Source organism: Acinetobacter sp. YH16042 (genome assembly GCF_013417245.1).
Taxonomy (GTDB): domain Bacteria; phylum Pseudomonadota; class Gammaproteobacteria; order Pseudomonadales; family Moraxellaceae; genus Acinetobacter; species Acinetobacter amyesii.
The window spans coordinates 1-12,384 of the sequence record NZ_VPEJ01000037.1 but is presented as its reverse complement, the minus strand read 5'-3'; the positions used below and the strand labels follow the sequence as shown (position 1 = coordinate 12,384).

Here is a 12,384-nt window from a genome sequence, read left to right as displayed (position 1 = left end):
CTAGACAAAATGACACCAAATGAGTTTTACTATGATCAGCTACCCCAACAAAACAAGGTGGCTTAACTAGAGCGGAATATCACTTATAAATACGCTTTTAGTTGTTCAAACAAGTGGAACCACCTCTCATCCCCCGGACAATAAAAACCACCATAGTATTCACCTGTCAGACTAGGCTCAATATCACGGATTTCAGCTAATGTCACAGGATGACGCTCTAAACCACCTTCACAGAGCATATTATTAACTTGAGTCGCCACCTCATAATCATGTTGATTATGAAAGAAATGTAAAATGCCGCGTTTTTCTAAATCAAACTGTAAGTTTTCATGCTCAGCTATTTCAAATAAGCGCTGACGTGCCATCAATGCAAGACGGACAGTCTCGTGAGTATTTTCACGATAATCTTTAATATGCCCCATAAATTCAAAAAGCCATGAATATTTATGAAGATTAAAACTTGGATTTAATAGTAATGGCGCGGTTTTTTGTGACATCCATTTGATGCCTTTCACCACCGCTGCTTTTTGGTTCCACACCTCAGCATTACACGCTGATAATTGACCACCATTGGCAAACGACGTTTCCATCGCAGGATAAAGATGTTTATCGACCACAGTGACACGATAACCGAGTAATCCGAGTTCGTAAGCTGTCGTTACCCCAGTAATACCTGCACCAATCACAACAATATGACACATATAGGCTCCTTGGAAATTATATTTCCTATGTTCGCCCCATCTGTCATTGTTACCTGAGAGCTTTGGTTCCTTGCGAAGCAATGTCAACCTTCCCCTTCGGTGAGTAGGTCTAGCCTACTTCTCTCCAGATTTTTATATGATTACAGTCCTTTTGCCTGAGAGTTTCCTGGGGGAACTTGCTCCTTCGGCGAGCACGATCTGTGCTTCTCTCCTGCAATCATCCATTCGTTTTTTTATTCGGCATTCATCTTGGTATTGCCTTAGTTAGATATGAGCAATATTTGTACCAAATCTCAAGTCCTATTTGGGTCAATATTGTTAAATAATATTTTTATATCGATTTAAGTTATTAGGTTATAAATTTAAAATCAATTTTTTTATACCTAAATACTTCATCTTTAAAATAAAGGTTTAAAATACTGAATGAAATTTATATCTAGAAAGATTGAAGTTTTATGTCGGATTCTACCCTTTTCTCTTGCTTTGCATCTGTGATCAAAACACATTCTATTGAAGAATTAACTCAAAGTGATTTACTCCGTCTTAAAACTCTGGGAACTATTCAAAGCTTTTATGCACCATTCGAGGCCATAAATCATGATGCAAAAGTGGTCATCGTCGGCATCTGCCCAGGCCAACAACAATGGCGTAATGCATTAATTGCAGCGAAGGACGGCGTAGAGCAGCAATTATCTGAGGAAAACATACTTAAACTTGCCAAGAATAGTGGTGCTTTTAGTGGTCCTATTCGTAAAAATTTAACTCAACTGCTAGATCATATTGGATTACAGAATCAATTAGGCATACAGACCACTGCAGAGCTATTTAGCAATCATCAAGATATGGTGCAAATGTGTTCGGTTTTACAGCAATGTATTTTGGTCAATGGAAAAAATTATGCAGGCTCAACGCCCGCAATGTTGAAAAATGAATTATTAAAACAACATATTGATGATTATTTTATTCCTATGATTCAACAGCTTCCGAACGCAATTTATATTCCGCTAGGCAAAGGTGTAGATGAGGTTTTAAATTATGTAAGCAGCTTAGGCTATTTAAAAGATCAGCAGATTTTAGCAGGACTTCCCCATCCATCGGGTGCGAATGCTGAACGGATCAAATATTTTTTAGGCGAAAAACCACGTGACCAATTGTCTCGACAAACCAATCCCGAGCAGATTGATAGCGCAAAATCACAGATCTTACTTAAGTTATCTAAATTTCAATGAAATAAGATTTACATCACTTAATAATATTTTTTATTTGAATATCGACCACTTATATCAAAGCAGTGCTCAAACAAAACTAGAAAAGTGTGATGTATTTTACTTTTTTGTTTTTTCTGCGTGAATATGCGCCAAAATAAATATTGCTTATAAAAATAACGCTAACATGGAAAAACACATGAAAAATTATTTAGTTCTAGGATTTACACTCCTACTACTCACAGGTTGTATTACCGTACCTAAAAATAAACCTGAAACAAGAACCTTGAAGCTAAAAGGTGTGAATACCGTTGAAAACAGTAACGTAATCCAACGAACCATTACTCGAGGTCAATTACTGTGTGAAACTGGACAAAAATGTCCTGAACTTGCAATTGATTAGCAAAAGAATAAAGGTGAGTATGTACTTTCACTGCATTCTTATGATCAACAGCAGCTTGATATGAATGAAATATCTTTTGTGATCGACGGCAAAGTATTGTCTTATCCTGCAATAGGTCAAACAAATTATCGTCGCTTAGATAATTCAAATGTGATTGATTCTTCTAATACCGTGATGATCCCAGATACTGTGCTTAAACAATTCTGTGACGCAAAAGATATTGCGGTGATTATGAATACCAACCAAGGTGAAATCGCACACTATATGCTAAAAAACCAAAAATCATCAGATGCCTACCGACTATTTTTACGTGCTTACTCTTAAGCCCAAATAGTCTAAAATCAAAATCCCAAAAGTTAGTGTATGTTTTTTGGGGATTTTTTATTCATCTCGCTTTATAAATTGATCAAATGCATCACATGGTCTTTATTTTATTCGTTTAATTAATTGTTTAATTGTCAGTTCACAAATCGGTTGACCTACCTCTAGATGAAGAGGATAGGCTTGATTTTCATCTGTAAGCTTATAGCCACGTCGTTGATAATATTTTATTAATTCTAAACGCCGATCAATCACATACATCACAAATTCTTCAACATTGGGTTCAATCAACATCGCTTGCTGTTCTGCAAATTGCAATAATTTTTTTCCTAAGCCCTGAGCTTGCTCATTTGGATGAATTGCAAAATGACCAATTTCACAGCTCTTCCCCTGCATTTGAATACCAATACACCCCATGATCTGCGCATGTACCGACTCAATCACATATAAATGAAAATCCCTTTTTTGTAAGAGTTGACTGAGTTGAGACACATTTATTCGATTTCCTCGAACAATATGATGTTCTGTCGTCCAACTCTTGGGATGATTTTCCCGATAGGCTGTATTCATTAAGCTTTCAAGCTGCTGAATATCACCAAGTAAAGCATTTCGTATATTCATATTTTTTTGCTATTTATTTTCATAGGCCTAGTTTACCGAAATAAAAAAACCAGACAATTGTCTGGTTTTTTTATGCAATTTTCTCATCAGTGTGACTTGCTAAAGCTATTCACCAACCGCGTTCGGAACAAAGCAGCGCTTTGTTATTTATCCACTGTGACTCGCTAAAGCTACTCACCAACCGCGTTCGGAACAAAGCAACGCTTTGTTATTTATACACTGTGACTTGCTAAAGCTATTCACTAACCGCGTTCGGAACAAAGCAACGCTTTGTTATTTATCCACTGTGACTTGCTAACGCTATTCACTAACCGCGTTCGGAACAAAGCAACGCTTTGTTATTTATCTACTGTGACTCGCTAACGCTACTCACCAACCGCGTTCGGAACAAAGCAGCGCTTTGTTTCCTCACTTGGGTTCAATTGGGGCAAATGGTGCGACTACATCCGCATTTTGTGCGCGGTTACGCATGAAGTGATCCATAAGCACAATTGCCAACATCGCCTCTGCAATTGGTGTCGCACGAACACCGACACAAGGATCATGGCGACCTTTGGTCAACACATCTGTATCTTCACGATTAATCGTGATGGTTTTACCCGGCGTAGTAATGGAAGCTGTTGGTTTCAAGGCGATCGCAACACGAATATCCTGACCACTCGAAATACCACCCAAAATGCCGCCTGCATGGTTTGCCAAGAAACCATCCGTAGTTAACTCATCACGGGTTTCATGACCAAACTGCTCAGCAACGCCAAAGCCATCACCAATTTCCACACCTTTTACGGCATTGATGGACATCATGGCATGTGCAATATCTGCATCTAAACGATCAAATACAGGCTCGCCCCAACCAACTGGCACTTGCGTCGCAATAATTTCCAGTTTGGCGCCACAGCTCGTTCCTTGTTCACGAAGTGACGTTACGAGAGCTTCGAAACGTGGGACGGCATCTGCATCACCACAGAAAAATGGGTTATTCGGAACTTCATTCCAGTCCAATTTCTGTGCTTTTTCGGTACCAATTTGCGTTACATGACCACGAATTTCGATGCCGAATTTCTCAAACAAGAATTTTTTAGCAATCGCACCTGCAGCAACACGCATCGCAGTTTCACGAGCACTCGAACGGCCACCACCACGATAATCACGGAAACCATACTTATGTGTATACGTATAGTCTGCATGACCCGGACGGAAGGTTTGCGCAATGTTGCCATAATCTTTTGATTTTTGATCTGTGTTACGGATCAATAGACCAATCGATGTACCGGTTGTTTTACCTTCAAATACGCCTGAAATAATTTCAACTTCATCGGGTTCTTTACGCTGAGTCGCAAACTTAGATGTGCCCGGCTTACGACGATCCAAATCCTTTTGCAAATCGGCTTCAGTCAGTTCAATACCCGGTGGAACCCCATCCACAATGGCCATCAGACCAACGCCATGAGATTCACCACAAGTCGTTACACGGAAGAGTTGCCCTATACTATTACCTGCCATGTCAAACGACTCCTTATGCTTGAACAGATTGAATGAATAAATCTCGGTATTCGCGGCATTGAGCAGCAGTCAATGCAAAGATACCTGTACCGCCTTTTTGGAATTGTAACCAGTAAAAATCAACGGTATTGAAGTTTTGACGCATTGCCCATTCTGAGTTACCCACTTCGATCACAATTAAGCCATCTTCAGTCAGGTAATCTGCAGCTTGTGCCAACATTTTACGTACAAGATCCAAACCATCTTGACCCGCAGCAAGCGCCATTTCAGGTTCATGGTGGAATTCTTCTGGTAAATCTGCCATGTCTTCAGCATCCACATACGGTGGATTCGACACGATTAAATCATATTGATTTTCTGCTGGAATTTTGGCGAATAAATCAGACTCAAGTAAAGCCACTTGATATTGTTTATTGTGGTGTTCACAGTTAATTTGCGCCACTTCAAGTGCATCTTTAGATAAATCTGTTGCATCAACTTCAGCATCTGGGAATGCATAAGCTAAAGCAATCGCGATACAACCTGAACCCGTACACATATCTAAAATGCGCTGAGGAGTTTTTGGATTGGCATTTTCAGGTAGATTATTAACCGCAGCACCCATTTCGCCATTTTCACCTAAGCAATATGGCGCAAAACGGTTTTCAATTAACTCTGCAATTGGAGAACGTGGAATCAGTACACGTTCATCGACATAAAATGGCTTACCAAAGAAATATGACAAGTTTAGTAAATAAGACGTCGGAACTTTTTCATTAATACGACGTTCTAACAATGCTAAAAATTCTGCAACTTCACTTGGCAATAATTTCGCATCTAAGATTTCCGCATCTGCATTCCAATCTAGAGATAACGTTTGTAAAACCAATGCTGAGCTTTCAGCAAAATAGTCTTCTGTACCTTGTCCTAAGTGGGCATCATATTGACGTAAAGCTGTTACCCCAAAGCGGATATAATCACGAATTGTTGATAGGTTTTCAGCTGCTTCCTGTAAATGTTCAGGGCTAATAGTCGGTCGATCCACTTAAGGCGTCTCCAGTTCATAATTTTTTAAACGCCCTATGATACCTTGTTTTGATGCTATTTATAATAAAAATACGGCATTATTCACCGCTTGAAAGCATTTCATAACCGTATATATGAGGTCTGATACATTCACTGAAATGAAATGTGTACTTTAGGCCTTTCTTCAGCATTTTATAAAACCAAATAGATGAAAATTACGAATAAAAACCAATTCAAGCTCAATTGTTTAGCAATTTGTACTTGATCCTAAGCTTTATTTTCTTAAAATCATCCCCATACAAACAGTTAAATTTTAAATGCGGAGCTCCAATGAGCTATAAGCACAATAACCTCATGGCTATGCGTCAAAGCTATTGGGAAGACACTCAGTCTTTAAACGTGCAAACTGAAAAGGCATTTTTTCAGCAACTACTGATCGAACATCAAGTTTTCCCTGATGCGAGTCTAGAAAACGCACGTACCCTATTTTTTAGCTTACCGAGCATTATTATTGTCAAAGGTTATGCTGCCGGATTTAAAGACGAATCTGTCCAACATCTTATTCATCAACATATTGAAGAACATAAAGCTGCATTGATGCAAAATGATACGGTAAAAATCAAATATCGTTTATAGTTTTCTTTCCAATGTGCCTGTCTACGCGGCATCTTGCTTAAGTTTGCAAATGCTTACTGCATATTCAGTAAGTTGAACTATTTTAATACGTTAAGAAACGTTAAAATTAGCTACAATGTATTTTTCTGCGAATTGCTGATTAAAGGATTTAATTTACATGTCAGATCAGAACGATAAGCTCAAACACTTGAAAACGTCTTCTATGGATCGACGCTTATCTATCGCAAAGGCATCGCTACTTGCGGGAACACGTTGGGCAGCATCAAACGCCACTTCTATTTTTTCGAGTGAGGAAGAAAAAGAGAAAAAGCGTAAAAAAGCCATGAAAGATCAGGCTGAATATCTCGTCGCAGAAATTGGTAAATTAAAAGGTTCAATTGTAAAAATTGGGCAAATGATGGCGTTGTATGGTGAACATTTTCTACCTGAAGAAATCACCCAAGCCCTCAATACCCTTAACAATCAAACAGTCGCATTGGCATGGCCAGCCATCAAAGTACAATTACAAAATCAACTTGGCTCAAAACTTGATGATCTCGTGATTGATCATGAGCCGCTTGGTACAGCATCTTTGGCACAAGTTCATCGTGCAAAACGTAAATCTGATGGTTTAGAACTGGTATTAAAAATCCAGTATCCAGGTGTGGCAGATGCAATCGATTCAGATATGAATCTATTCAAAAACATGCTCAAACTGACACGAATGGTGCCTCAAACGCGTGAATTTGATCAGTGGTTTGATGAAGTTCGTGAAATGATGCATCGTGAAGTAAATTATAAAATCGAAGCAGATACCACTCGCCGTTTTGCAGCACGCTTAAAAGAAGACCCACGCTATATCGTGCCGCAAATCATTGAAGGTTATTCAACACCTCAAGTGCTGTGTATGACCTTTGAACGTGGTGTGCTGATTAATAGCCCTGTAATGCTATCACTTCCTCAAGAGCGCCGTAATGCCTTAGGTGAAGCATCACTTGAAATTGCCGTACGCGAAATTTTTGAATGGGGTGAAATGCAAACCGACCCTAACTTCGGAAACTATTTGGTCCGTTTAGGCAATGGTGCGGATGTGCCAGATAAAATTGTTCTCCTCGACTTTGGTGCGATCCGTCAGTTCGATGAGCATCTATTAGGCGTTGCGCGTAATTTGATTACCGCGGGTTACCATCACAGCTCTGAGCAAATGGTCAAAGCGATGACAGGTTATGAGTTCTTTGATGGTATTCCACAAAGTATTAAACCTGATATGGCTAAAGTCTTTCTGTTAGCAACAGAGGCATTTAGTAGCACTGAAAATAACCCGGACATCCCTGCTGGTGTTATGGACGAACAACAACGCTATGATTGGAAAAAAAGCCAATTACATAGCCGTGTGATGCAACAAGCGTCAAAATCGATGGCATCTCGCTACTTCTCAGTTCCACCTAAAGAGTTTATGTTTATCAGCCGTAAATTTATCGGGGCATATACCTTTATGACCGTCATTGAAGCAAAAACCAATGTTCGTCGTATGATTCAAAAATATCAATAATCATTCAATACACACCTTAAGACTTGGCTGACTCAAATGTCAGCCAAGTCAATTTTAAAATAACAATCCATTTAAGCCTTTTTACTTTTCTATTCTTAATTAATCATTTAGCTATCAAATCCCACCTAATCTCGCCGTTTATCTTTGACAATCATGCATGTCATTTATGACATGGTTTTTCTATCTTTGGCATGTCAGCATTAAATAAGAACAACGCAAATGGAAAACAACAATGACCAATATGGTAAACAAGGCTCAAGGATTTGGGCTCTCACTTTTAACGAAAATTGCCGGAAGTGATGTACTCGATCAGTTTAAACTGCGCAAATTTGTTGAAAAATCTTTGTATCAAAGCTCAAAAGCTGGTTTTAAAACCCTGAGCCAGACGCAAAAAGCATTTCAGACCAATAAAGGCGTGCATAAGCAACGTTTGCCAAATCAACAAAAATCATTATTTGATTTAAACCTGACTGAAGAACAACAAATGACTGCTGATGCGATGCAGCAGTTTGCCACAGAAGTCTTGTATCCACTTGCTCATCAAGCCGATCAAGAGGAAAGATTTCCTGAAGCTTTATGGCAACATATCCAAGATCTAGGTCTAAATTATTATGCCTTACCTGAAGATTTGGGTGGCGTCGCGGCAGAAAAAAATATCATTAGCAATATCTTAATTGCGGAACAATTGGCTGAAGGTGACTTTAGTTTAACAGCAGGCTTACTGTCGACATTTAGCTGCATCAATGCCATCACCCAATGGGGTTCAGAATCTGTTCAAGCAACCTACTTAGCGGCATTTGCAGATGATTCAGCCCTGCGCGCAAGCTTTGCGGTACAAGAGGCCACGGCGGCATTTAATCCTTATCAACTTAAAACTCAGGCAATTGCTGACGGCCAGCAGTATAAAATCAGTGGGGAGAAAACCTTAGTTCTTTTAGGTGAACAGGCAGATGTGCTGTTGGTGAGCGCCATGCTGAATGGGCAGCCTGAAGTTTTTATTGTGCAACGTGACCAGAGCATTAGCGCAAAAAAAACACCTGCTATGGGTTTGAAAGCCACTGAAACGGTAACTTTAAAATTTGATCAGACCCCTGCCCAACGCTTAGGCGATCAAGATTTCAACTACACCTCATTTATCGATCTTGGCAATTTAATGTGGTGTGCCATGGCTGTTGGTACCGCAACTGCGGTCAAAAAATATTGCATTCAATATGCCAACGAACGTACAGCTTTTGGAGAGCCAATTTCACATCGTCAAAGTGTGGCATTTATGATTGCAGATATGGCAATCGAAATTGATGCCATGCATATGCTCATCCTAAACGCAGCAAGTCTAGCCGAAGCCGGCAAGCCTTTTCATCGTGAAGCCTATTTAGCTCGTGTGCTATGTGCTGAAAAATCGATGAAAATTGGGACAGATGGCGTGCAAATATTAGGTGGTCATGGCTTTACCAAAGAACATCCCGTAGAACGTTGGTATCGAGACTTACGTGCCACAGCGATTCTTCAATCTGGCTTACATGCTTAATTCAGCAAAATAAAAACAAGGAAATGTCCATGAACTTACAAAATCCGAAAAAATTTAAATTGCTGATCGACCAAGCCCATGAAGTCGCTTTAAATGTTCTACGTCCTATTTCACGTAAATATGACAAAGCCGAACATGCCTACCCGAAAGAATTAGACATGTTGTCTTCCCTCGTCGACGGTATGAATGATGGCGGTGACGGCATGAATGCAGGTGCCGCCGTCAATAAACGTGGCGACACAGACACGGGTAATAAAAACGGTGTCAATATGTCGACAGCCCTCAGTATCATCGAGATGTGCTATGGAGATACAGGCCTGTTGCTCAGTATGCCTCGACAAGGGCTTGGAAATTCGGCTATTGCAGCAGTAGCCAATGATGAACAACTAGAACGCTTAAAAGGAACTTGGGCCGCTATGGCCATTACAGAACCCAATTGTGGCTCTGATTCTGCAGCTATTCGGACAACAGCGACGAAAGATGGCGATGAATACATCCTCAATGGTGAAAAAATCTTTGTCACCTCGGGCGAACGTGCTGATTCAGTGGTGGTTTGGGCAACGCTAGATAAAAAATTAGGCCGTGCAGCGATAAAATCCTTTGTTGTTGAAAAAGGTACACCAGGCATGACTGTAGAACGCCTAGAACATAAATTGGGTATTAAAGCTTCTGATACGGCTGCTATTAGTTTTGTTGATTGTCGTGTCCCTGCTGCAAACTTATTAGGCAATGCTGAAATTGATGTAGCTAAGGGTTTTGCTGGGGTAATGGAAACTTTTGATAATACTCGCCCACTCGTTGCTGCGATGGCTATTGGCTGTGCAAAGGCATCTTTAGAGCGAATTAAAGAAATCTTTAAAGATGAACTAGATGAGCAGTATTCAACACCCATCTTACAAAGCTCGAATATTGCTGCACAAATCTACCGTATGGAAGCAGACTGGGAAGCAGCACGTCTCCTCATGCTCAAAGCCGCATGGATGGCCGACAACAAAAAACCTAACTCACGTGAAGCATCCATCGCTAAAGCGAAAGCAGGCCGTGTAGGTAATGAAATCACATTAAAATGTGTAGAGCTCGCAGCGGCTGTTGGTTATAACGAAGATGAATTATTGGAAAAATGGGCACGTGATTCAAAAATCCTTGATATATTTGAAGGAACACAGCAAATTCAACAATTAATCGTTGCACGACGTGAACTGGGTAAAAGTTCAAGCGAATTAAAATAATTACTTTGCTTGAGCAATTTGAAACTTAAAGATGGATTTTTATATAGGATCAGTCTATAAACAATCCATCTTTTTGTTTTTCGATGATTATGTTTCAAATCCGACCACTTCAACTTGAAGACAATGCAAGCATTGCCAATGTCATTCGCACAGTTTCCAAAGAATTTGGATTAGCACCAGAATCAGGATTTGCCGTTGCAGATCCAATTTTAGATGATTTATATCACGTTTATGCACAAGCAAATGCACAATATTGGGTTATTGAAAATCCACACGGTACAATTTTAGGTGGTGGCGGCCTTTCTCCTTTAGCTGGAGATTCAAGCATTTTAGAAATCCAAAAAATGTATTTTATGCCTGAATTACGTGGTCATGGCTTAGCCAAAGATATTTTAGAACTTTGTTTTCAATTCGCCAAAGATCATAATTTTAAAGCGTGTTATTTAGAAACTACACATACACTTGGACAAGCGGTAAAACTCTATAAAAAAGTAGGATTTCAACATTTACAAGCTCCCAAGGGCAATACAGGTCATAGCCAAGCATGCGAAATTTGGATGCTTAAAACACTTTAAATTATACTTAGATTCCATTCATACCTCTGAAAAAAGTTATAGCTTTTTCAAATAGGGATATTTCATGAGTGGATATTCTAGTTTTTTTATAACTAAAGTTCTCGGGATTTGAATATCCCCACAATCTTAATAAGTACCATGTCAAGAGAGAAATAGTGACACAAGTAATGCTATCTGTTTTTCTCTCTTCACTTAAATAATTATGTAATTTGAGTACATTTCCATCAATTCTTACAATTTCACTGTACAGAGCATCTTAAGAAAATATTGACCTCTAAGTCTCCAGTTCATACTATCGCTTTAGAAATTACACTTAGCCACGATTATTTTAAAGTGAACATAAATGCAGAATGTACTGAATAAAACTCACCTTTCAACTCGTCTTACTTCGCTCCTGAGCGCTCACAGCTTAAAGTTTTCAACTGTTATTATATCTGTAACCCTGATTTCTGGATGTTCATCACTTGGTGGTGGCTCTGTAGAGAAACGTGCCGTTAAACTTTCATCAGGGATACAAAAGGCCTATTCAGTCAATCCTGAAACTGCAAATCGAGTGTCCCCCTACATTGTGCAAACTGCTGATCAATACAACTTAGATCCTTTACTACTGGCTGCTGTTATTCGCCAAGAATCAACTTTCCGCCCTTATGTCAGTTCACCTGCAGGTGCAGTCGGTTTAACTCAGGTGATGCCACGTTATTGGCAAGCAACATGCCCTGGGGATTTATATGACGAATTAACCAATATTAATTGTGGGTCATTTATTTTAACTAAATATAAAAATGCCGCTGGCAGCATGCCAAAAGCTTTAGCCTACTATAATGTCGGACCTACCGCTTATAACACCAATCGAAAAATGAAAAAACAAGGCAAACGTTATGCAAAACAAGTTAAAGAACATCAAAATAATTTAAAAAGTTCCTTATAATTTCTAAAAATTTAATCTTTTATTTAACCATATAGACCTAACTAAGCTTAAGAGGATAAATTTTGTTAGGTCTAGGGTGTGTTGACATTTACAGCCGATAAATTGAGCTAAAGAGGCAACCATATAAATATACAAGCTAAAGCAACAGCGCTTTGATAGTTACGTTTTAGCTTATCGTATCTTGTGGCAATTCCTCTA

The 12,384-nt window shown here is 39.3% G+C and carries 13 protein-coding genes, 1 pseudogene and 1 riboswitch; of the genes and pseudogenes, 9 read left to right on the top strand and 5 right to left on the bottom strand.

Features of this window, described 5'->3' with window-relative positions; translation table 11 throughout:
* Window positions 1-83: 83 nt before the first annotated feature.
* On the bottom strand, window positions 84-701 hold the full coding sequence (locus FTV37_RS15730; RefSeq protein ID WP_180064253.1) for an FAD-dependent oxidoreductase: 618 nt from the start codon (window positions 699-701) through the stop codon (window positions 84-86).
* Window positions 702-834: 133 nt separating this feature from the next.
* Window positions 835-925: riboswitch (glycine riboswitch) on the bottom strand.
* A gap of 231 nt (window positions 926-1,156) precedes the next feature.
* On the opposite strand from FTV37_RS15730, the gene FTV37_RS15725 reads away from it, so the two are divergent.
* From FTV37_RS15725 to FTV37_RS17965, 3 genes are all read left to right on the top strand, one after another.
* On the top strand, window positions 1,157-1,930 hold the full coding sequence (locus FTV37_RS15725) for a hypothetical protein (protein WP_180005657.1): 774 nt from the start codon (window positions 1,157-1,159) through the stop codon (window positions 1,928-1,930).
* Window positions 1,931-2,105: 175 nt separating this feature from the next.
* Window positions 2,106-2,309 carry a hypothetical protein gene (locus FTV37_RS17970; RefSeq protein WP_257224367.1) on the top strand — a complete coding sequence of 68 codons (204 nt, stop codon included), beginning with the start codon at window positions 2,106-2,108 and terminating at the stop codon, window positions 2,307-2,309.
* Window positions 2,310-2,369: 60 nt separating this feature from the next.
* On the top strand, window positions 2,370-2,633 hold the full coding sequence (locus FTV37_RS17965; RefSeq protein ID WP_252725827.1) for a hypothetical protein: 264 nt from the start codon (window positions 2,370-2,372) through the stop codon (window positions 2,631-2,633).
* A gap of 102 nt (window positions 2,634-2,735) precedes the next feature.
* On the opposite strand, the gene FTV37_RS15715 is transcribed toward FTV37_RS17965, so the two are convergent.
* From FTV37_RS15715 to prmB, 3 genes are all read right to left on the bottom strand, one after another.
* Window positions 2,736-3,251 carry a GNAT family N-acetyltransferase gene (locus tag FTV37_RS15715; protein WP_180005575.1) on the bottom strand — a complete coding sequence of 172 codons (516 nt, stop codon included), beginning with the start codon at window positions 3,249-3,251 and terminating at the stop codon, window positions 2,736-2,738.
* A gap of 408 nt (window positions 3,252-3,659) precedes the next feature.
* Window positions 3,660-4,754 carry a chorismate synthase gene (gene aroC / locus FTV37_RS15710; protein ID WP_180041467.1) on the bottom strand — a complete coding sequence of 365 codons (1,095 nt, stop codon included), beginning with the start codon at window positions 4,752-4,754 and terminating at the stop codon, window positions 3,660-3,662.
* A 13-nt stretch (window positions 4,755-4,767) separates the two neighbouring features.
* Entirely contained in the window at window positions 4,768-5,778 is a 1,011-nt protein-coding gene (gene prmB / locus FTV37_RS15705; protein WP_078193871.1) for a 50S ribosomal protein L3 N(5)-glutamine methyltransferase, read from the bottom strand.
* Between the two features lie 311 nt (window positions 5,779-6,089).
* Here prmB and FTV37_RS15700 point away from each other — a divergent pair, with 311 nt between their 5' ends.
* The 6 genes from FTV37_RS15700 (at window position 6,090) to FTV37_RS15675 (ending at window position 12,186) form a co-directional block, all read left to right on the top strand.
* The gene (locus FTV37_RS15700) at window positions 6,090-6,395 is read left to right on the top strand and encodes a hypothetical protein (RefSeq protein ID WP_078191029.1); all 306 of its coding nucleotides are present in this window, start codon (window positions 6,090-6,092) and stop codon (window positions 6,393-6,395) included.
* A 157-nt stretch (window positions 6,396-6,552) separates the two neighbouring features.
* Window positions 6,553-7,926 carry an AarF/ABC1/UbiB kinase family protein gene (locus FTV37_RS15695; protein WP_180064252.1) on the top strand — a complete coding sequence of 458 codons (1,374 nt, stop codon included), beginning with the start codon at window positions 6,553-6,555 and terminating at the stop codon, window positions 7,924-7,926.
* A gap of 241 nt (window positions 7,927-8,167) precedes the next feature.
* A complete protein-coding gene (locus tag FTV37_RS15690; protein WP_180064255.1) occupies window positions 8,168-9,454 on the top strand; it encodes an acyl-CoA dehydrogenase family protein in 1,287 nt (428 codons plus the stop codon).
* A gap of 29 nt (window positions 9,455-9,483) precedes the next feature.
* Window positions 9,484-10,683: an acyl-CoA dehydrogenase family protein gene (locus tag FTV37_RS15685; protein ID WP_180005578.1), complete on the top strand. Its 1,200-nt coding sequence runs from the start codon at window positions 9,484-9,486 to the stop codon at window positions 10,681-10,683.
* An 89-nt stretch (window positions 10,684-10,772) separates the two neighbouring features.
* A complete protein-coding gene (locus FTV37_RS15680) occupies window positions 10,773-11,258 on the top strand; it encodes a GNAT family N-acetyltransferase (RefSeq protein WP_180064254.1) in 486 nt (161 codons plus the stop codon).
* A gap of 343 nt (window positions 11,259-11,601) precedes the next feature.
* Window positions 11,602-12,186, top strand: coding sequence for a lytic transglycosylase domain-containing protein (locus FTV37_RS15675; RefSeq protein WP_180064251.1), 585 nt, complete (start codon window positions 11,602-11,604; stop codon window positions 12,184-12,186).
* Between the two features lie 107 nt (window positions 12,187-12,293).
* On the opposite strand, the pseudogene FTV37_RS15670 reads toward FTV37_RS15675, so the two are convergent.
* Window positions 12,294-12,384, bottom strand: a pseudogene (locus FTV37_RS15670) (IS5/IS1182 family transposase); the annotation flags it as partial.

Bases quoted from the DNA above. Each gene is read 5' to 3' on its own strand.
- FTV37_RS15730 (WP_180064253.1), bottom strand. From the start codon at position 701: ATGTGTCATATTGTTGTGATTGGTGCAGGTATTACTGGGGTAACGACA.
- FTV37_RS15725 (WP_180005657.1), top strand. From the start codon at position 1,157: ATGTCGGATTCTACCCTTTTCTCTTGCTTTGCATCTGTGATCAAAACA.
- FTV37_RS17970 (WP_257224367.1), top strand. From the start codon at position 2,106: ATGAAAAATTATTTAGTTCTAGGATTTACACTCCTACTACTCACAGGT.
- FTV37_RS17965 (WP_252725827.1), top strand. From the start codon at position 2,370: ATGAATGAAATATCTTTTGTGATCGACGGCAAAGTATTGTCTTATCCT.
- FTV37_RS15715 (WP_180005575.1), bottom strand. From the start codon at position 3,251: ATGAATATACGAAATGCTTTACTTGGTGATATTCAGCAGCTTGAAAGC.
- aroC (WP_180041467.1), bottom strand. From the start codon at position 4,754: ATGGCAGGTAATAGTATAGGGCAACTCTTCCGTGTAACGACTTGTGGT.
- FTV37_RS15700 (WP_078191029.1), top strand. From the start codon at position 6,090: ATGAGCTATAAGCACAATAACCTCATGGCTATGCGTCAAAGCTATTGG.
- FTV37_RS15695 (WP_180064252.1), top strand. From the start codon at position 6,553: ATGTCAGATCAGAACGATAAGCTCAAACACTTGAAAACGTCTTCTATG.
- FTV37_RS15690 (WP_180064255.1), top strand. From the start codon at position 8,168: ATGGTAAACAAGGCTCAAGGATTTGGGCTCTCACTTTTAACGAAAATT.
- FTV37_RS15685 (WP_180005578.1), top strand. From the start codon at position 9,484: ATGAACTTACAAAATCCGAAAAAATTTAAATTGCTGATCGACCAAGCC.
- FTV37_RS15680 (WP_180064254.1), top strand. From the start codon at position 10,773: ATGTTTCAAATCCGACCACTTCAACTTGAAGACAATGCAAGCATTGCC.
- FTV37_RS15675 (WP_180064251.1), top strand. From the start codon at position 11,602: ATGCAGAATGTACTGAATAAAACTCACCTTTCAACTCGTCTTACTTCG.